This window comes from Simiduia curdlanivorans, from assembly GCF_030409605.1.
In the GTDB taxonomy this organism is placed as follows: Bacteria; Pseudomonadota; Gammaproteobacteria; order Pseudomonadales; family Cellvibrionaceae; genus Simiduia; species Simiduia curdlanivorans.
Genome location: NZ_JAUFQG010000006.1, coordinates 470,084 through 490,511, shown reverse-complemented (window position 1 = coordinate 490,511; position 20,428 = coordinate 470,084). Strand labels below are relative to the sequence as shown.

The window sequence follows — 20,428 nt, the reverse complement described above, 5'->3', positions numbered from 1 at the left end:
CGTTACCAGAAAAAGAAAACGGCAATGATGTGAATTGCCAAGCTAATGAGGAGTGCTACCGTAGCGGGAATGTGAATAACCAGCCACAGTTTGAGCCCGGCGCGCAGTTGAATATCTTTGCGCAACTGGCGGAGAATGGTTTGACGCCGGCAGGTAATCGTAAGCAGTTGCTGTAAATGAGATGTTTCCGTTTTCTTGCGCGCTCTCGGTATCGCATTAGCGACAAAATGGATGACGGCGGCCTGGTCTTTATTGTCCACTAGCCCAGCTTGGCTTTGCTCCGTATTGGTGGTGATGGGTAGCAGGCAGCGCGACTTGTCTTGGCCACTTAATTGCGCCCAAGCGCTGCCGCCCAAGGCCGTTCTGGCAATGCTGGTTTCCACGGCGCTCATGACACTTGGGTCGCACAGTTTGGCAATGCTTAAACCGCGCTCGTTCAATTCATTTAATTCTGCGAACAGGGCATCTGTGGTTCTGCCGGCTTTGTTGCTGGCCAGTAACCTCGGGTAGCGCATGTAAGCGTAGACACCAACCAGCCCACTGAGAATCACAATAACCATCAGCACATAGGCCAAGCTGTGCACGTTCCAACCTAATTGCCCGGCGCTGTGCAGGGTGGTGATAATGAGTGTGGCCAAACCTAGGTAAATGTGTGCCGAGGTCCAACCTTGTAGGCTACCCAGAGTGCTTTGGTATTGTCGTTTTCGAATTCCCAGCGCGGTTAGCCAGATCACTAAGCCCAAGGCGATGACGCCCAAGGTGTAACCTTGCCAGCTACCGCCATTGGGTACTTGGGCGCCACCAAAAATATTCAGTAGCGTGTCTTGCAAGCCGGCGACCTGGGTAATGAACAAAAAACCGCTGAACAACACGGCGCCAAGCGCAATATAGGCGAAGCGCGATTTGCGATAGGTTAATAGTGATTCATGCATGATTATTGTTTCGCTATTAATTCGATAAAGTCATCGGGCGAAATGCGGGCCGCCGCGCCGGTTGGGCAGGCGTTAACACAAGCTGGCCCTTGTTTACTGCCGATGCAGGCATCGCACTTGACGGCTTTTTTACCCGCCTCTTTAGCTTTATCGCTGGCCTTGTAAGCCAACTCTTCGCCCGGCCCTGGGCCTTTACCGAATAACATCCATTGCCAGAGCGAAGGTTTTTCCGGTGCGGGGTAGGCCAGCTTAATAGCGTCGTAAGGGCAGTTGCGTTCGCAGTTGCCGCAGCCAATGCATTTATCGTCGATAAACACTTCGCCGCTGGCGGCGCGGTGAATCGCGTCAGGTGGGCAATCTTTCATGCAGTAAGGGTGTTCGCAATGGCGGCAGGCGACGGGAATGTGTAGCTTGCCAAAACTCGAACCCTCGGCGCGTTTTAGCCGCGATACGCCCTGATGGGTTTCAGCACAAGCGGTCTCACAATTGTCGCAACCGATGCATAAATCTTGGTGAATAACCATGGCGTTAGTGGCTTCGCCCAAGCCCTTATCCATCAGGAAAGACATGAGCTGACCAGACTCGCGCTGGGTTTCCATGGTGGTTAGGGTGATGGCTCTGGCACTGGCTAATTGCTGCAGTTGTTCCACGCGCGAGGGGTCGAGCGCAATCAGTGCCAGAAAACTTTCGCGGTAGATCACAATCGTTTCTGTCAACACATTCGCGCGTGCGGTTTCGCGTCGAATGGGGTCGCCCATTAAAGCAATTTCACCCACCAACTGATCGGCCTGTAGTTGTGAAACCACACTGTCCTTGCCTTCGTATTGGCGCGACAGGCTGACCGAGCCGCGTCGAACCAGATATAGGCAGTCGCCTTCTTCGCCCTGGTTAAACAGTGTTTCACCGGCGCGGTAGACCTTTAGCTCTACTTGATCGGCAATATGCCTGAGCGACTTGGGTTCGACCTTAGGTGCAAAATGTTTTTGAATCGCGCGCACAATGAAAATCCAATCGATACCGGCTTTTACCGGCTCGTTGGTGTTCATTAATTTGAGCATGGTGCGGCGAGGCGTTTCGACCAAAATACAATCTTTGCCGACGTAGGCATTGGTATCTCTTGGCCGGCCAGAAATTAAGCTACTTTCACCCACAAACTCGCCGCGCCTGAGGGTGGTGCGCTGCCCCGGATCGTCGTTCGATTCCAAATACACTTCGCCTTCCACGATGGTGTAAAAGGTGTTGGTGTACTCGCCTTGTAAAAAAAGCGGGTCGCCCATCTTTAGCAGCTTTCCGGTGCGCGGTGCCGGTGTTTGTAGGCTTGCCTCTTGGCTGACACGCGCCGATATCTCTACTGCTTCTTGGTAGGCCGGGCCGTCTTCATAGGCCACCCAAATATTACTTTCTAAAATTAACTCTCGAAAAGCAAGGGCGTTTAATTGGCTGAACATGGGGATGCGCTGTTGAAACAAGCGCAGAATGTCGTCGGCGTCGCGACGGTAGGGTAGCAATGCAAACTGGAAGGTGAGCAGGGGGTAGTCAGCCGGTTTGATGTCGTGACCGAGAATATACTCGATCACATCATAACCTTGGTTCATTGCCTGTTTGATCAGCGGATAGCCGGCGAGTGAGCCCACAACATACATGCCCGGCACCGAGGTTTCGTACTGCCCGGTTAATTCGGGCGATGCGTCTGCGGCTGCACTGCTGAAATTGATGCCGCACTTTTCCACGAAACCGCGCGGTGGCACGCCGCCTAAGCGGGCGATAACGCGATCGCACTGAATGGCCTTTTCGCCCTCGGGCGTGTTGAGTACTAGCGTGTATTTTTTAGTGTCATCGGCGGGCGCAAGCAGTTCTTTTATATTGGTTTGGTAGAAGCATTCAAGGTTGGTTTTGGGGTTGTTAATGGCATTCAGAATTGCATTGAGGTTACCTTCTTTGGCGCGGGAAAATTCGTCGCGCCGGTTGACGATATAGACAGTATTTTGTCGCGCTAGTGCCAAGGCGTTTTCAATGGCGGAGTCGCCCGCGCCGACCACAAAAATCGTTTCGTTTTTGTATTCGTCTGGATCTTCTAAGGTGTATTGCACGATGGAAGCGTTGTCGCCTGGTACACCCAGTGGCCGAGGGTTGCCTTGCAAGCCAATAGCCAGCACCACGTGTTCGGCCAAAATCGTATCGCCATTGCCGAGGCTGAGCGTGAAATCGCCTTTGCTTCCAATAATCGCGTTAACGTTGGCGCCGTAGCGGATATTAATTTTTTGCGTGGCAATGTCTTGCTGCCAATTGTCGAGAATATGTTCCCGCGACGATGCACCAAAACGGCAGTCACTGCGCAAATTAAGTGCGCTGGGCTCGGCCATAACAAATTTACCTTTTTGGTAATCTTGAATGGTCTTGGCTGGTACTGGCGCGCTTTCTAGCAAGATGTGGGTGGGTTGCGTTGAACCCGTTTCGTTATCGTAGTGAGCGGCACGAGCCGCGGCTGAAAGCCCAGCTGGGCCGGAGCCAACAATGACAGTGTGATAGCGGGGCGCCATTGTTAAAGTCCTTTTGACGTTTTTGCTAGTTTTAGGTACACATGAACTAGCTTAATTATTGTGTGGGTTAGTCTAACAATAGCTTGTTCTAGTGGGAACAACCTATTGAGACAGGCCTGTAATTGGTCATGCCTTAGTCGGTCTAGTTGAATGATTCTGGTTCGTATCTACCCAATCCCTTGCCTGAAGCCAGCTCCCAATGTTGAGCTTGGGTCGGTTTCAGTGTTGTAAGGCGCTGGTCTGTGGCATAATGCGGCGCTTATTTTTTGCTCGAACTGAGCAGCTTACTTATTATTTCACCTATCTGACGTTGGATCTTGACTGTGTTATCGACCGCAAATATCACCATGCAATTTGGCGCGAAACCGCTTTTTGAGGATGTTTCTGTAAAGTTTGGCGAAGGTAATCGCTATGGGTTAATCGGCGCCAATGGCTGTGGCAAGTCAACCTTCATGAAAATCCTCGGCGGTGACCTAGAGCCATCGGCGGGCAGCGTGTCGAAAGATCCCAACGAGCGCATCGGTAAGCTTAAGCAAGACCAGTTTGCCTATGAAGCCTATTCGGTGATCGACACGGTTATCATGGGGCACACCGAGCTGTGGGCTATTAAGGCTGAGCGCGACGCTATCTACGCTAATCCCGATATGACCGAAGCCGACGGCATTCGCGCCGCCGAGCTGGAATCTGAATTTGCCGAGATGGATGGCTATACTGCCGAGTCGCGCGCCGGTGAACTGTTAATTGGTGTGGGCATTGCGGTTGAACAGCACTACGGATTGATGAGCGAAGTGGCGCCCGGTTGGAAGCTGCGCGTGCTGTTGGCCCAGGCGCTCTTTTCCGAACCCGATATCATGCTGCTCGACGAGCCCACCAACAACTTGGATATCAATGCGATTCGCTGGTTAGAAGGTGTGTTGAATCAGCGCAACTGCACCATGATTATTATTTCCCACGATCGCCATTTCTTAAACAGCGTGTGCACCCACATGGCGGATTTGGATTACGGCGAGTTGCGGGTTTACCACGGCAACTACGACGAATACATGACCGCTGCCACCCAAGCTACCGAGCGCTTGCAGGCTGATAACGCTAAGAAGAAAGCGCAAATTGCCGATCTTAAAGCCTTCGTCAGCCGCTTCTCGGCCAACGCCTCGAAATCGAAGCAGGCCACCTCGCGCGCCAAACAGATAGATAAAATTAAACTGGAGGAAGTTAAGCCCTCTAGCCGCCAGAGCCCTTACATTCGCTTCGAGCAAGAAAAGAAACTGCACCGCTTGGCGCTCGAGGTGCACGGCTTAGCGAAAGAATACGATGAGAAATTATTTAGAGATTTAGATCTCACGGTCGAGGTGGGCGAGCGCATCGCTATCATCGGGCCGAACGGGATTGGCAAGTCCACCTTGTTGAAGTGCTTGGTGGGCGAAGTGCCGGCAAATGATGGCACTATTAAATGGTCGGAAAATGCCAACATCGGTTACTACGCACAGGACCATGCGCGCGATTTCAAAGACCCTAAAACCTTAGTGGACTGGATGAACCAATGGGCGCAAGAGGGTGATGACGAACAAGTGATTCGCGGCACCCTCGGTCGGCTATTGTTCTCCCAGCACGATATCGCCAAGAAGGTAGATGTGATTTCCGGCGGCGAACAGGGCCGCATGTTGTTCGGTAAATTAATGCTGCAAAAGCCGAATATTATGCTGCTCGATGAGCCCACCAACCACTTGGATATGGAGTCTATCGAGTCGCTCAACTTGGCCTTGGATAACTATGCCGGTACGCTGATGTTTGTCAGCCACGACCGCGAGTTTGTATCTTCCCTAGCGACCCGCATTATCGAATTAACACCCAACGGTATCGTCGATTTCCACGGCACCTATGATGATTACCTGCGCAGCCAAGGTATGAACTAAGGGTCTTGCAAGGCTTTACCCTAGTATGTTGCTTCTAGGGTAAAGACCTTGCGCTTATGTTGATTGAATTCCTCGTTACCGCGCCGAAAGGCGGGAATGCTGTTGAGTAGCGCGTCGAAGCTGCCGTCCGCTTGGGCTATTTTCAAACCGCGTTCGAGCCGGTCTGCCAGTGCTATGTTGTCTTTGCGCACGAAGAAATAAAAGGGCGCTGGGTAGTAAAGCATCAGGGTTTTTTCTATGGCGAAACCCATGTCTGGGTGCTGCTCTAAGTCGTACCAGGCTTCAAACAAACCACGCGAGAAAAAATCGAAGCGTTTGGCTGCTAGCATTTTAAATAGCGATTCATAGTAAATAGAGGTGGCGATAGTAAAGCCGTTATTGCTGAGTAATTTAGCATCCGGCCAATGGCCGCCAACGCCCGCGCGCAGGGTTTTTAAATCTGCTAGCGACGCTATTCGATTGAACCTAGGCTGATCCTCGGCGTTGATCAACAAGACTTTGTAATCGGCCAGCTCGCGCAAGAGCGACACCGGCACGTGGCGAAAACTTTGTTCGCGGCTACTGCTGGTGCTGGTCCAGATCACATCGATGCCATCGCCTTTTTCTAATTTCGAAAGTATCCGCGCCGATGACAATACCAAGGGGTGGTAGCTGGTTTCGAAGGGCCCGTCACTTGCCACGGTTTTACTGAGGGCAAGGTTGAGCAACGGGAAGAAAAAGTCAGAGTCAGCAGTGGTTGCCACATCGCGGGTGGGCACGACTATTTTTGCGATTACCGGTGCTTTGGGGGTTTCCCCATGGCTCGCAGCTGTTAGTGCGATACCGAGTAACATTGCTATTAATTGCCGCCCCAAATTCATACCTCTGGTCGTTTTGATGGGTAATATTCCCAATAAAATTATTGGCTTAAGCGTAATCCATAAGCGCTGTTGAATATAACACCAATGGACGCACCGGCGCTCGACGCGCTGACTGGTGAGTATTTTGCTTGTAGCCGCGTCTAGGGCTTGATGGCTTGGGCGCTCAGGCTTCATACGTTCGTCCAGTGGCGTCCTGATGTGATTGCGGTGATGATATGGCATCAATTCTGCTGTGTGCATCCAGATGTTGTGAAGCTTCCTGATATCACTATTATGCCGAATAAGTGTTTCAAACGGTCGTTTAATTTGGCAGAATGTTGCATAGCCTGCGTAATTAGCGCCTGTCATTAATCTAGAGGAATCGCATATGAGTCAGCGTGAAGTGGTCGTGTTAAGCGGTGTTCGCACCGCAATCGGTACATTTGGTGGCAGTTTAAAAGATATCGCCCCTACGGATCTGGCTGGTCAAGTGGTTGCTGAGGCAGTCAAGCGCGCCGGCATTAAGCCCGAGGCCATAGGCCACTGCGTGATTGGCAACGTCACCCATTCTGATCGTCGCGACATGTACATGAGCCGCGTCGCCGGTATCAAGGGTGGCTTACCCGAAACCACGCCAGCGGTTACCGTCAACCGTTTATGTGGTTCTGGCTTACAAGCGCTGGTGAGTGCCAGCCAGTTAATTCTCTTAGGCGATTGCGACGCCGTGGTCACCGGTGGTGCCGAGTCCATGAGTCGCGTGCCCTATTGGTTACCGCAGGCGCGCTTCGGTGCGCGCATGGGCGATGGCGCCATGGTAGACGCCATGACCGGCGCTCTGACTTGCCCCATTAACGATGTACACATGGGCATTACCGCCGAAAACGTCGCCGAGAAGTGGGGCGTTAGCCGTGAAGACCAAGATGCCCTGGCGGTAGAGAGCCACCAGCGCGCCGCGCGCGCTACCGCCGAAGGTCGTTTCGTGTCGCAAATCCTGCCCATCGAACTGAAAACTCGCAAGGGCGTGGTGAATTTCGAGCAAGATGAGCACGTGCGCGCCGATGCGACCTTGGAAGGCATGGCAAAGCTGCGCCCGGTGTTCAAAAAAGATGGCACAGTCACCGCCGGCAACGCCTCAGGTTTAAACGATGCCGCCGCGGCCATGGTGTTAATGGAGCGCGGCGAGGCGGAAAAGCAGGGCTTGAAGCCAATGGCGCGCTTGGTCGGTTATAGTTTCGCCGGTGTTGAGCCCGAGTACATGGGTATAGGTCCGGTGCCGGCGGTGAAAAAGTTATTGGCAGCCCATAACTTAACAGTGGCCGACATCGACGTTTGGGAGGTGAATGAAGCCTTCGCCGCGCAAGCCATTGCCGTAGCGCGCGATCTGGAGATACCCGCTGAAAAGCTAAACCCGAACGGCTCCGGTATTTCCTTGGGTCACCCCATTGGCGCCACGGGCGCGGTTATTACCGTGAAGGCCCTGTACGAATTACAGCGCAGCCAAAGCCGCTATGCGGTGGTAACTATGTGTATCGGCGGCGGGCAGGGTATTGCAGCCCTGTTTGAGCGGATGTAATTTTTCACCATTGTTTTATCAAGGCCAGCGCACGCTGGCCTTTTTTATATCTAGGCGAGTGGCCTCAGGCCCAAAAAACCACCTCTGTTGCTACACACAGCCCATAAAAAGGGCGCAGACGTTTAGATTTTCCGTCATATGTCTCTTTTTCTGGGATCTGTCAGTTGCCGTTGCTCGGCCTGGCAGCAGCCATAGATTGTGCTTAGCACGTATAAAAATAAGGTAAGGCCACTTGGCCGCCCGACGTTGCATGTGAGCTAGATCACGCTTTCGTTTTCGCGCCCCTTTTACAATCGCGTAAATTTTCTGCTGCTGCGGCTGCTTGGGGACGAATGTGAAGTATCTATCTGGTTTATCGAAAGTCTGGGTCTGTTTGTTGGTCTTGCTGATGGTCAGCTGCGGTGGCGGCGGAGGCTCCAGCGGTGCGGCGGATGATTCGGGTTCAGGTGCTGGCAGTGGTTCTGGTGATGGCACGGGTAACGGCTCAGGTGGTGGCACAGGTTCAGGCGACGGAGCTGGCTCTGGCAGTGAGCCGAATGATGCTGCATTGGCGGTAAATTGTACCGCGCTTGCGGCCGTGAACTTTGATTACTATAGCGGTATCAGTGGTTTTAGCGATGCAACCACAGACAATAAACTGGGCAAAAGTGCGCTGCAAGTTGCACAGCCTCTAGCAACGGCAGCGGCCATTGAGGTTTACCAGGGAGCTGATGCCAATGTGATTTTTAAAATCAATGCGATGCAAGAACGCGATGGCGAGTCGACCTATGCGCTTAGGGTCAACGGCGTATTACTTGGCGAACAGCAGAATAGTCGTATCCATGGCACGAGCATTGCGGATTATAGCCTTGAAAATCATCTTATGAATAACCGCTTTTACGCGTTAAAAGCAGGTGATGAAATACAAGTTGAATTTAACAATGCCAGTAACGGCTTGGTTGTTGAAGGTGATAGCACCGCTACTTCAAGAGGCCGATGGCACAGCCTTGAAATTTGTACCGACGGCGATGCCCTGGTACTTGAGCCTGAAGAGCCTGTCACCGGTAGTTGTACCATTACCGGTGAGCTCAATCGTTTTGGTCGGGTAGAGTTGCTGTGCCAAGGCTTGACCGCGAGTGAAGCGGATGCGAGCACCTTTACCGATCATCGTTTTAACGTGACCTTCACCCAAGGCACTAAAATCTATCGGGTGCCTGGCCACTTTGCAGCCGACGCCAACGCTGCCGATAGCGGCGCTGTTGCCGGCGATAAATGGCGTGCCTACTTTATGCCGCCTACAGTGGGAGACTGGCAGTATCAGGTTTCCTTTCGCAGTGGCAGCAATATTGCGGTAAGCACGAATGATAGTGCCGGCACGCCTGTTGCGGCATTGGATGGTAAAAGTGGAAATTTTTCGGTGGGAAATATTGCCGCAACCCTGCCCGATATGCGAGCTAGAGGCCTGTTAACACATCAGCAGGGTGAGCGCTATTTGCGCTTTAGTGGCGATAAAACCGTGTTTGTGCAGGCGGGTTTAGATAGCCCCGAAAATATTTTCGGTTATTCTGAGTTTGATAACACCAGCAAGTATTTTACCGCTAGCAGCTGTAAAGGCTTACTACACGATTTCGCCCCCCATGAATCTGATTGGTTGCCCGGCGATCCAACCTGGAATAGCGGCAAGGGTAAGTCCCTTATCGGTTTAATCAATTATTTATCCGGTAGGGGTGTTAACAGCGTTTATATTATGGCCAACACCGTGCAAGGCGACGGCTGCGATGCGCATCCATGGGTCACGTACAATCAAGACGGCAGTGAAAAAACTTTTGACGTAAGCAAGCTCGATCAATGGGAGCGCGTGCTTCGCTTTATTGAACATAAAGGTATGCTGATTCATTTAGTGACTCAGGAAACTGAAAACGATCAGCTGCTTAATGGCGGCGAGCTTGGGCTAGAGCGCAAGTTGTACTATCGCGAGCTCATTTCACGCTTCGCCCATCATCCGGCCCTACAGTGGAACTTGGGTGAAGAAAACTCCAATACCTTGGCGCAACAAAAAAGTTTTGCTGATTTTTTCAAGCAAACTGACCCATACAAGCATGCCGTACTCATGCACACTTACCCAAACGAGCACAATCTATACGAGGGCTTACTCGGCTATGGTGCATTCGATGGCCCAACGCTGCAGTTCGGCAATATTCCAAACAGTGCCACTAACCTTAATAACGTCTATGAGACAGCAAAGACCTGGCTGCAAAAATCCACCGAGGCGGGCAAACCTTGGGTGGTGACCTTTACCGAAGCGTCGGGTGCGAATGCGCCTAGGCCCAACACCACGGTGGATAAAACTCAACGCGTGTTTTGGATGTGGGCCAGCGCCATGTCTGGCGGAGCGGGTTACGAATGGTATTTGAAAAATGACGGTGCCGGCCACGCCTATGATTTAGCGGTTGAAAACTTGCGCGAATTTGATCAGTACTGGGAGCAAAGCGGTTATTTTGCTAAATTTTTCCGCGATATAGTCCAGCGTGAGTTGGGTGTTGAGCTGCAAGATTTAATCAGTGATAACGGGCTAACATCAACCGATTCTGATTGGGTCTTAGCTGATCCAGGTAAGGCGTACATCGTATTTTTACGCGATGGCGGTACGACGAATATCACCTTGCCGGACAACAAAGTTTACCAAATTTTGTGGTTCAACCCGCGTACCGGTGTACGCCACGATGGCGATCTGATTCAAGGGCCTGGCCAGCGTCCAATAGGCACTGCTCCGAATGAGATGTCGGAGGATTGGGCTGTACTTATTACCCCTAGCAACGAGACAAGCTTACCTTGGGCTGGCTATGAAGAAACCGATGGCCTAGTGGTTATGGAGGCTGAAAATACCACTAGCCCCCTAGGTTTGTGGACAAAGCTCACCGACATTAGCAGCTACACAGGAACGGGCTACCTGCAATTTAATGGTAACGAGGTAGAGCTTGGCCCAGCAAACTCGCCGCTAACCTATCAATTCAAAGTGAATACACAGGGTAATTACTATTTACATGTGCGTGCTGCACGCGAAACCGTGGACGGCCGCACCGACGTAGCCAACGATGGCTACATACGCTTAGAAGGAGACTATGAGAGTGGCAGCCGAACACCGTTAAATTATTTGATGACCGATTCGAAATACTTCGGCGGTAATCACATGGCCTTCGTTTGGGCCACCGGCGATCGGCTAGATCGAGACCATGAAAAATGGCCAGTGGTTTACAGTCTAAAAGCGGGTGAAATCTATACCTTCACGCTTTCAGGGCGATCTAAATTGTTTAAAGTTGACCGTATTGTTTTCCGCCATGAAAGTGTGGCGAGCAACGTTGCGCAAGCGCTAACCCATGAAGAAACGCGAAACTGATGCTTTATGGTTTTCTTGCGAGAACTATTGAATGAAAGAACATCAATAGAATCTAAGGGCAGTTATAAAATCTAAGGGCAGTTATAAAATTTAAGGTGGCCACAATCTTTGGCCACCTCAGGTTTATCGCTCTATCTTAGTCGCCTTTAGCTTAGCAAAAAGGGCGTCAGCGTTTAGTTTGGGCGAGCCTGACTGCTTGGCTTCGGTGTCTTTAATGAGCCTAACAATCGCGTTGTTCATCGGTGCCTCAATGCGACATTGTTTGGCGAGCTGAACAATTTCGCCGTTGATGTAATCGACCTCGGTTTTTCTACCGAGTTGCAAATCCTCATACATAGACGATCTCGCCGCCGGGTCGATTTTTAACAGCGCGCTCGCCACGCGTTTAAATAGCCAGGTGGGAAGCCTCAAAACCGTGGGAAGCAGGCCGGGCACAACTTTGCCTGTGCGCAGGGGTTTAATGCCGGCAGCTTTTACAACCTCAAGTGCCTCTTGCACGATGAGCGCCATAAGGCGCCGGTATTGTGGATCATAAAGTTGATCGCGCAATGGCATGCCGGATAGAGCATTGACAGCATTATTCAAGTTCAGCAGCAGTTTACTCCATTGAATACCGGTTAAGTCGCGGTAGGTTTGCACCGGGAGTTGTGCTAATTGCAGGGCGTTTAATAGGGCTTGCGCTGATCCGTCGTCGATTTCCAGTGCCAGATTGCCTTCGGTGCCACAATGAAAATGGCCTCCGCCTGCGCTAATGACATTAAAGGGCACCATGCCTTTAAGCACCCGGTGTTCAGCTAGCCCCTGCTGTAAGGTGTCGGCATTGTGGATGCCATTTTGAAAACTTACGATAACGGCAGAAGGCTTGGCGTATTGTGCGATTTGCGCTGCTGCCTCGGCGGTATTAGCACTTTTTACCGTTACCAAAATGTAATCCGCCTTGGCGATGGCTTCATTGGATAAAGAAAAGCGAATTTTATCAGCGCTAATGAGGCTTTTTCGTCCGCGCCAGTCGGTGAGGTGAAACCCGTGCTGTTGTATTTGTTGTTGAATTCGCGAGCGCCCAATAAAAGACACATCGCCGCCAGCTGCTAGAAGACAACCGCCTACATAGCAACCAATACTGCCTGCACCAAATATCACAATGTTTGGGTTTACCATTGTTCTAATCCATCGTATTTATAGTATTAACGTTTACATTTTCTAGGTATATCGAGCACACGGCCGGATAATGTTTTGTTTTTAGCAAGCTTATGTTTTAGAGAGATATGGGCTTACTTTATAGTAGTGTGCCGCTTGTCAGTAGTGAAAATAAACCGAGCGGCCAAACGGGTGAGCGCTTTGAGCCTGCAAGACGCCGGTCTATAGGGGTTCTGTCCTTGATGTATTCCCCGTAAATGGTGGTGCCTGAATGATGGTGCTTGAGTGGTGGTGCCTGAGATGTGCTATGGAATAGAGATGTTGTTTGGTCTGGGCAACGTCATAGGGAATATAGTAAAGCGTTGCCGAAGTATTCATCGAAAGAAATAGTTTGCCGGTATCGTTGAATATTGGGTGGTGTAACGCCATTCATATTGATGCCTACGGAGCTAAATCCTTGCGCCGGTATCCCCGTTTGCATCATTCGAGCTCGACAATTGAAAACTCCGGCGCCGATAAGTTTAAGTGCGCGAGTTTATAGCGGTTCGCTAGGATCTAGGTGTTCCCGCTCAAAGGCTCAAGCTTTTTTAATGGTCTAGGTCTGTAGACCGGCTTTAAAGTGGATCGGCTTGCTTTTGGCGCGAAAATTCATCGGCATCTATGCCGCGTTTCCAGTAGCCCACGGCTGAGATATTGTGTTTGCTGAAACCCAGCCTGTCCTGCAATAAGGCGCGGAGAGAGCGTACCTTTTGCGCTTCCAGTCCTAGAAAAACATGGGTGTCCAGAGGCATCTTTGCGGCGATTTCGAATAGGGCTTGCTCCAGCGCAGCGGGGTTTTCCTGCTCTATAAACCACTGAGTGTTGGTCGCGCTATCATAATCCATGGCAATAATATCGGCCTCTGTGGGCACCTCGATGACGGCCCTTATGTTTGCATCGGGCCCAAATCTTGGTATATAGCCGTTGATTGCATTCAAAGAGGTAATATCGCCCACCAGTAAATAACTGTGGTGGTTATAGTGTGTCATCTTCATGGGGCCTGGACCGGCAATGCCAACACTGTCGCCAACGTTTGCTGTTTGCGCCCAGTTTGTGACGGGCCCAGTGTGCCGGTTAACAACAAAATCTAATGCGAGTTCATGGCTGCTAGGATCGAAGGAGCGAATTGTGTAGGAGCGCATTTTTGCACCCTGGTGTGGCAAAACGACTTTGACATAGGAGCCCTCCATCTTTATTGGGAACCCTTTCAAGCTGTCGCCACAAACAACTATTCGGCGCAGGTGAGGGGAGAGGTCGGTGATACTTGAGATATGGGTTAATCGCATATTGGGCTTTCTAGGTTTCACGGCGCTCTCCTGATCTTGTGTTTCAGTGGTTAGGTTGATAAAGTCTACTATATCCTCGGTTTGTTGATAATGTCAACTAAATTAACAGAAGGTATTTATATGGATAAACGCTCTATGTCCGAAATCGTCTTCAGGATCGTGCAATCCTACCGACTGGCTATGCGCTCATCGTTGAATGCAGGTGAAATCGGGTTGAATGCTATGCACGTCAGGTGCTTATCACTTATTGATAAAAGTGACGTTTGCACCGCCAACGATATTGTTACAGCGCTGGCACGGGATAAGGCGCAAATTGCCCGATTGATAAAAGAGATGATTGAGCGTAATTGGCTCACCAAAGTTGCTAACCCCGAGGACAAACGAAGTCAGTTGCTTTCGCTTACCGAAGAGGGGCGAGCATTAGCTAAGTCAATTGCCGAGACGCAAATTAAAGTCATGAAAAAAATGCAGGAAAACCTAACGGCCGCACAACTGAATGAATTTAGCAAAACGGCTGACCTCATGGCCGCAAATCTTGAGAAATTTAATCGGTGATCAAGGCGGCGTGATCGATAGCCTATAAATCATTTTCATCTACGACGATTGCTTGACCTCGCCTCCTATTCACTTGCTCGGTACCAGTTGCGCGAATAGGTATTTAGTGATATCAAATGCCGCACTTACCTTTTTCATTTGCCAAGGATGCATGTAATGAACAGATACCGAAATGTGACGGTGTTGGCGTTGGGTGTTTTATTACTATCGTTAATGGGGTGTTCCAATGACTCGCAGGAGGAAGATCAAGGCAATGATTTTGTGGAGGCGGCTCAGGGCAGTTACGAATCGGAAGATGCGGAGTCTATAAGCCAATACCCCGAAGGCTGGCGCCCAGGCACGCTTATGATGACCTTGAATATTAGCCAAAGCGGCGACAGCGTTGATGAAACTAGCAGCCAAGGCGGCACCAAAACCAGTGCCAAGTGGGATTATTTATTAACCGCCACGCAAACTTTTCCCGTGATGATTCCACCGGATTTTACGCGGGCTTTGCCAGACTACACGGCTGACGCCATCGATCACATCGCGCTTGAGGAAGAACTCTACATTCCTTTGGACAATGTGGCGCCAGTTACTGAGGGACAGGTTTCCTATAGTGGTCGCATGGAAGTGCGTAAGCCGCGGGCTAACGATATCACTTTTCTGGTTGAAGAGGTCTCGGCGCAGGCTGAACTTAATGATCTGGTTGTGCATTTTATTCAGCCTTCATCGGTGGGTGAGGGCTTTGAGCTGGATATATCCTTTACTTACCAAATGGAAGGCGCTGTTAAAACAAAGGCCAAGCATCAAAGTGGCAGTTTGCAAGAGTTTGAGTCCGAATGTTGCGAGAGAGAATCACTGCGCCAAAGTTTTTTTCCTGAGCCCGATATGAGTGTTGTACAGCGAATTAGTTATCCGGTGGAAGAGGGTTTGCCCGCCGAGATTGCCGAAATGAATCAGCAAATGCGGATGGATAGAGTCGCCTTATTGCAAAAAATCAGCGCCAACCTCGAACCGCGTGCGTTTTTACATACGGGTTTGCGTTGGCTTTCCGAGCCTAACCAATTGACGCTAAAGTATCACAGTGAAAGTGATAATTTACTCTCTCACGGTGGAAGTTTGGCAATGGCGGCACCGGCGAGCCAGCGGCGTTATACCTTGGAGATAGTTTTAACGGCGGATTGAGGGCAGTGTTTAGTGCTTTGGACTGTTCAGTGGCCGACGTGTTAGTTTAACCGCAAAGGAAGAGAGGGGTAATGCGTGTTTTCAAAAGTCTGTCCATGGTGTGAGGCAAAAATTACTCTGCATCAATTAGGCCAAAGGCCAGCAAAGCCTTTACCAAGATGGTATCAATTCTCACGCAATGTGAAAGTCTGCCCCTATTGTGCCGGGGCGGTTAAATTGGGTGGTAGAGGTGTTTGGTTTGCTGTTTTAATTGCGCCTTTGTTTGTGGCGATTCTTCTGGAATTGACGTTTGGTATCATTTTGCCTGATGTATTTTATGCCCATGAAATACTCTACTCGTTATGCCTGCTAGGCTTTTTGGGTGTGTATTTTGCGTTTGTCTTTGAAAAAGTGGACGGGGTTTAGTTGGGTTGGAAGGTGGGTGGTTAGGGTTTTTTATTTTTTAGGGTGGGGTTGTACTGCTTTGTAGCTTGTAGGGGCAGGTCATCCTGCTTGTGGCTTGTGGCTTGTGGCTTGTGGCTTGTGGCTCGTAGCGACTGTGGCGAATGCGAGGGGGCGGCCATCCGTAACCAAAGTAAGGAATCTTATGAGGCTATGTGTTCACGTACAGGTGGCGGTTGCGTCAAGCTTCACCATTCTCAGTGAAACGCCTTGCGCGGACCTCTCGGTCCGACGTCTCTGTGCAGGGTGTGGGGGGAGGGGGAGCTAGAAACTCCTCCTTACCCGATTTAGCCTTTGGAGCTAGAAAAAGCATTCCCAGCTACAGATATATTCTTTAGTTTTGATGTTAAAACTATACTCGCAACCTTTGTCAGTTAGATCATTGACTTTTCCATACACAACAGAGCCCTCTTGCTTTTCAATTGAAATGCCATCAGCAGAGACGCGATTGCCTGACCACACCATGCTAGTACCTTCGATTACGGCCAAACATAGACCGTCCGTAGCTACAAGGCTGTTGGTTTCGGGGTTGTATACAATTTCTTCAATCATATCCCAATCCGTTTTTGCCGATATTTCTCTTGCGTCTGGATCTACAAAATATCCCTGACCGCCAGCGACAACCAAAAATAGCTTTTTATCTTCGAGCGGAATAACTAAATTCGTTGACTTCCACTCACTTTGACTAAACACGCCGACCCATTCCAAATATTCAGAATCCAGAAATTTAACCCACAAAGTATTGTTTCCAGACTCAACGAAAGAGCGTTCTTCATAATCTCCTGACAGTGGAGGTCTATTTAATATTTTTGCTTCCATTCCTCGAACTCATGTTGAGGCTAACGCCTCATTCAGAGGCAATAAAATAGCTGATTAAAATTAGCGAGGCACGAGCAAAAACCAGCTGTTTTTTGTCCTGCTGAAATGACTTGTTATAAGCCAACTTCTAATCTGTAAGTTGCAGCGTGAAAAAATAAACAAAGTCGATCTTTTATATTAATTCATAAACGGTCCAGCAAGTTCTAGTAGGTAGAAATAGTCTGGAAGGGTATCTCCACCGTTACCAAGAATAATCGCAGTAACTTTTGTCTCTGGGTTTATTAAGAAATAGGTCTTAAATCCGTCATGGCTTCCTGAATGAGCGTATGCAGGGCCTTCCAAATTCAATACAAAGCCGTAACCATAATTCAAATCACCGGGTAAGTTTTCATTATGATTTTTTATCATTAATGCTTTAGTCTCTTGAGTAACTATTTGATCGTTTAATAGTGCTTGGCTTAATAACCTCATGTCTTCCAGAGAGCTGACTTGACCTGCTCCGCCAGTTGCAGAGTATTTATGATTGAATATTAAATCAGTTGTCCCGTGATTTTGCGCATCACTATTTTTTATCATTATTCCTTCGTCGAGAATATATGTATTAGAAAAACTCTGAGGATCAAAAATATTTTCTTTTAAATATTCATTCAATGATTTAGCAGTAACCACTTCAAGGATCTCCGCAAGTATTACATAACCGCTATTCGAGTATTCAGCCTTAGTCCCTGGCTCAAATTCTAACTCTTTATGGTCAGACAAGAACGCTAGTATATTAGTGTTGGTGATTTCGTTGGTAGAAATTTGGTCGTAATTAAAGTCATTTGCATAATCTAGTATTCCAGACTGGTGACTTAACAGGTGGTGGATTGTAATTTCATTCCACTCTTGAGGTAAAAAAGAAATATAATCTGTGATCTTATCATTAAGGTTGATACTTCCTTGTTCATAAAGTTGCATAATTGCTAATGCGGTAAATGTTTTACTGATGGAGGCTAATCTGAATCCAGTACTAGAGTTGATTAATATATTTGAGGATTTGTTTGCTAGACCTCTAGAGTATTGATAAATTACGTTATTATCTTTCAGAATCATGATTGCCATTCCTGGCTCACTTTCTGCAATATTAGTATTAATCGCGGTATCTAATGTTTCTTTTAGGGTAGGCTTTGGTTGTATTTTTATAGTTTCATTACTACCGTTGGAGTTACAAGCCGTTAGAAAAATCATTACCGTTAAAGTTGTTAGTGTTTTAGTTATGCTTTTCATTGTTATCCTTTACTCTTTCGTTTCCTAAAGTACAAATTTTCTTATATTTCTGATGATACTCCAAATCTGCCTTTGGCTTATAACGCTCGCAGCAGGCGCGCGCATTTTGCGTCGCCTGCCTGCGATTGTTAAATGAATTATTCACACGACATCCTAAAACCTTCATCGACCCTTTGAACTGAGTAAGTCTTCTCTTTGTTTTTATTTCTGTACCTAAACTCTGAAGCTGTAAGCTCGACAACGGTATATTCCTCTAAGTAAATGCCATTGCTGGTTTCTGGCTTCCAACTGCTCATACCGTCAGATAATAATTCAGTTCTAGTTGTGTAATCTGAATCTGTATGCTCCCACTGTCCGTATTCCTTTTGCACGTAAAGCGCGATTCCTTCTTTGCAACGCAAGAATACAATTTCATAGTTTCCAGATGGCCTTCTCTGAATGAGCCATTTCTGGTCATAGCCCTCGACGCCGGACTCTCCATACCAGGTTCCAACCAACTTGCTGTCCTCATACGGAGAAACTACAGGCGCGACTGTTTGCTCTGCGCAAGCTGCCACCAAAGCAATAGCCAACCACTTGGCGCTCAATAAATACTTCATTCTCATCGTTATTTAACGCTCAAAGCAGCCGCGCGCTGTTAAGCGTCGGCTGCCTTTGCTTGTTAGCGGCTATATACATTTGATAAGCAGCAACGCCGTACCACACCAAAGTAATTGCCACCCAAACTCTTTGAGTTATGCCTTTATATTCAACAGGCATAAAACCGTAGTTAAAGAACCAGAAAAACATTACATGAACCAATGTAACTAAAATGGAAAAGTCTTGAAATTTCTTTGATGTATAGAAGTCTCGCATTTCTAGTGCGAACACCACAGGTACAACTATTAAGATGTTTGTTAACCCGTAAATATCATGCAAGGGGTTATGCAGGATGAAGATCCCAGCAAATATCCATGTCATTCCGAATGAAAACATTGTTACAAAAGTGAACTTTGCTTTTGCAGTTGAAAAGCACGCGAAAGCAAACAAGCACATGGACAGACCTATTAAAATGTCAGCCAATCGATGAGAGTATGCAAAAAATTCTGCTTCCAGCGCTAACTCACTAATATGTTGAGATGTAACGCTATAGCCAGACACAAATAGCCCAATGAATATATTATAAAAAGCGAATACTGGAATGAGCATCGCTTGCTTTATCAGTAACAAATTATTTTTTCTCAACGGTTACTCCGAGCTTTCAAAGGTCGCTAACGCCCGGCTAAGCCGCCGGAACGGAGTTGGTTGTTTTGTGCTATTTAAGCACAAAACAAGCGACGCAGTGGAGGTCGGATTGAGCCGCTTGTTATGGCTGTATTTTTACTACTTGCTCAAGTTTTCCTAAAGAAAGAGCTAACAATTGAGAGCAGGCTTTCTTTTTGATACTTAACTTCAAATGCTTGAAAATATGTAGAAATTAGATCTCCAGCTATCTCATCTACCTTTTCCCAGTGACTCTTTGGCAGTATTGCGTAACAACTAGTGTCATTTTGGCCATTGTGGACGGAGGATCTAACTTCTAGGTCTGAAGGCAGTACCTTTGAAATACTCAGCATAGCGTTATCAAAACACCCATCGTCGTCATTTGGTTCATATTTAATATTACTTTCTTTGTCTCCAATCCTAACTAGGCCGGCATTACCATCGCCATTAAGAGAAAATTCTAGACGTGCGCCTAGTTTTAAAAGTATTTTAGATATCACCTCGAGCTCATCTTGTAACCATGCCCTCCAATCTATTGATACAATGAACGGCCCTTCCTCCAATAGTTCAAGCACATCATCTTCCTCAAATCCATCATCTTTAACCCGTCTTTCATAAAGATTGCTGGGACTAGTAATTCCAAAATTAGGTAAGAGTTCGTGGACTAAGTCTATGGGTATCATCTAACTTCATGCCTTGGATGTAGGGAAGCCATAACGCCCCAATATGCCGACGAAACGAGCGCAGCGAGTTGAGGTCGGAATAATTGGATTGTTATACGCGCTTTTCAACGTAGTGCATCCCCCACTTGTTTGCTGCTGCAAGCATAGAGCTGAAGTAAACAATTGAGAATACGCCACCAAGAAATGAGGCGCTACCTTGTTGAAAAAATATGGATTTAAAGACGTTTATTAACAGACAGATTAGCGAAATAAACCAAACAGTTTTCATGGCGTTGTCGTAAACACTGTTTTTGAGAATGCCACTGTGTTGTTGAAAGCTAAAAAATAAGCTCGCTAGTTTGCAAGCCAGCCATACGATGAAGAGTGAACCTATTGAAATAAATAACGTTGAGGAGACTTCCTGAGTAGCCGCACCAATAACAAGTGCAGCTATGCACCAAACGAAAGGGAATTTAAACCCTAATTTTTCGGTAGCGATAAGGTAATTTGGTTTTTTAGGTAACATATCTATCCCTGATACTCATAGCGTATAACGCTAAGTTAATGGGCAGTTTGTAAGTTGCGCGTTGCGATAAACTTCGCGCAGCGATTCGCTAAACGCGCTACTTACAAACTGTCCA

At 48.4% G+C, this 20,428-nt stretch carries 17 protein-coding genes; 6 read left to right on the top strand and 11 right to left on the bottom strand.

The features are described 5' to 3' along the window. Positions 1–2 precede the first annotated feature (2 nt). Positions 3–932, bottom strand: a complete 930-nt coding sequence (locus QWY82_RS16015) for a hypothetical protein (RefSeq protein ID WP_290264384.1) — start codon at positions 930–932, stop codon at positions 3–5. 2 nt (positions 933–934) lie between these two features. After that, positions 935–3,472 carry a cyclic nucleotide-binding domain-containing protein gene (locus QWY82_RS16010; RefSeq protein WP_290264381.1) on the bottom strand — a complete coding sequence of 846 codons (2,538 nt, stop codon included), beginning with the start codon at positions 3,470–3,472 and terminating at the stop codon, positions 935–937. 323 nt (positions 3,473–3,795) lie between these two features. On the opposite strand from QWY82_RS16010, the gene QWY82_RS16005 reads away from it, so the two are divergent. Further along, the gene (locus QWY82_RS16005; RefSeq protein ID WP_290264378.1) at positions 3,796–5,385 is read left to right on the top strand and encodes an ABC-F family ATPase; all 1,590 of its coding nucleotides are present in this window, start codon (positions 3,796–3,798) and stop codon (positions 5,383–5,385) included. 20 nt (positions 5,386–5,405) lie between these two features. On the opposite strand, the gene QWY82_RS16000 is transcribed toward QWY82_RS16005, so the two are convergent. Then, the gene (locus QWY82_RS16000) at positions 5,406–6,467 is read right to left on the bottom strand and encodes a substrate-binding periplasmic protein (RefSeq protein WP_290264375.1); all 1,062 of its coding nucleotides are present in this window, start codon (positions 6,465–6,467) and stop codon (positions 5,406–5,408) included. A gap of 145 nt (positions 6,468–6,612) precedes the next feature. Between QWY82_RS16000 and bktB the strand changes: the two genes are divergently transcribed. Together bktB and QWY82_RS15990 are read left to right on the top strand one after the other, a co-directional pair. After that, positions 6,613–7,797: a beta-ketothiolase BktB gene (gene bktB / locus QWY82_RS15995; protein ID WP_290264372.1), complete on the top strand. Its 1,185-nt coding sequence runs from the start codon at positions 6,613–6,615 to the stop codon at positions 7,795–7,797. Positions 7,798–8,131: 334 nt separating this feature from the next. After that, the gene (locus tag QWY82_RS15990) at positions 8,132–11,173 is read left to right on the top strand and encodes a DUF5060 domain-containing protein (RefSeq protein ID WP_290264369.1); all 3,042 of its coding nucleotides are present in this window, start codon (positions 8,132–8,134) and stop codon (positions 11,171–11,173) included. A gap of 123 nt (positions 11,174–11,296) precedes the next feature. Here the strand turns inward: QWY82_RS15990 and QWY82_RS15985 are convergent, their stop codons facing one another. Beyond that, the gene (locus QWY82_RS15985; RefSeq protein ID WP_290264367.1) at positions 11,297–12,331 is read right to left on the bottom strand and encodes a 2-dehydropantoate 2-reductase; all 1,035 of its coding nucleotides are present in this window, start codon (positions 12,329–12,331) and stop codon (positions 11,297–11,299) included. A 593-nt stretch (positions 12,332–12,924) separates the two neighbouring features. Beyond that, the gene (locus QWY82_RS15980) at positions 12,925–13,635 is read right to left on the bottom strand and encodes a siderophore-interacting protein (RefSeq protein ID WP_290265721.1); all 711 of its coding nucleotides are present in this window, start codon (positions 13,633–13,635) and stop codon (positions 12,925–12,927) included. A 120-nt stretch (positions 13,636–13,755) separates the two neighbouring features. Here QWY82_RS15980 and QWY82_RS15975 point away from each other — a divergent pair, with 120 nt between their 5' ends. From QWY82_RS15975 to QWY82_RS15965, 3 genes are all read left to right on the top strand, one after another. After that, positions 13,756–14,190 (top strand): MarR family winged helix-turn-helix transcriptional regulator, encoded by a 435-nt coding sequence (locus tag QWY82_RS15975; protein WP_290264363.1) that lies wholly within the window; start codon positions 13,756–13,758, stop codon positions 14,188–14,190. A gap of 156 nt (positions 14,191–14,346) precedes the next feature. After that, positions 14,347–15,357: a hypothetical protein gene (locus QWY82_RS15970; protein ID WP_290264362.1), complete on the top strand. Its 1,011-nt coding sequence runs from the start codon at positions 14,347–14,349 to the stop codon at positions 15,355–15,357. A gap of 75 nt (positions 15,358–15,432) precedes the next feature. Continuing rightward, complete coding sequence (locus tag QWY82_RS15965) at positions 15,433–15,762, top strand: hypothetical protein (protein ID WP_290264360.1); 330 nt, start codon at positions 15,433–15,435, stop codon at positions 15,760–15,762. A 336-nt stretch (positions 15,763–16,098) separates the two neighbouring features. On the opposite strand, the gene QWY82_RS15960 is transcribed toward QWY82_RS15965, so the two are convergent. The 6 genes from QWY82_RS15960 to QWY82_RS15935 form a co-directional block, all read right to left on the bottom strand. Beyond that, entirely contained in the window at positions 16,099–16,617 is a 519-nt protein-coding gene (locus QWY82_RS15960; RefSeq protein WP_290264358.1) for a hypothetical protein, read from the bottom strand. A 177-nt stretch (positions 16,618–16,794) separates the two neighbouring features. Continuing rightward, on the bottom strand, positions 16,795–17,883 hold the full coding sequence (locus QWY82_RS15955; RefSeq protein WP_290264356.1) for a serine hydrolase domain-containing protein: 1,089 nt from the start codon (positions 17,881–17,883) through the stop codon (positions 16,795–16,797). A 137-nt stretch (positions 17,884–18,020) separates the two neighbouring features. Further along, positions 18,021–18,482 (bottom strand): hypothetical protein, encoded by a 462-nt coding sequence (locus QWY82_RS15950; RefSeq protein ID WP_290264354.1) that lies wholly within the window; start codon positions 18,480–18,482, stop codon positions 18,021–18,023. Between the two features lie 19 nt (positions 18,483–18,501). Continuing rightward, positions 18,502–19,107 carry a DUF998 domain-containing protein gene (locus tag QWY82_RS15945; RefSeq protein ID WP_290264352.1) on the bottom strand — a complete coding sequence of 202 codons (606 nt, stop codon included), beginning with the start codon at positions 19,105–19,107 and terminating at the stop codon, positions 18,502–18,504. 146 nt (positions 19,108–19,253) lie between these two features. After that, the gene (locus QWY82_RS15940; protein ID WP_290264351.1) at positions 19,254–19,808 is read right to left on the bottom strand and encodes a hypothetical protein; all 555 of its coding nucleotides are present in this window, start codon (positions 19,806–19,808) and stop codon (positions 19,254–19,256) included. Positions 19,809–19,899: 91 nt separating this feature from the next. Then, positions 19,900–20,313, bottom strand: a complete 414-nt coding sequence (locus tag QWY82_RS15935; protein ID WP_290264347.1) for a hypothetical protein — start codon at positions 20,311–20,313, stop codon at positions 19,900–19,902. Between the last annotated feature and the right edge of the window lie 115 nt (positions 20,314–20,428).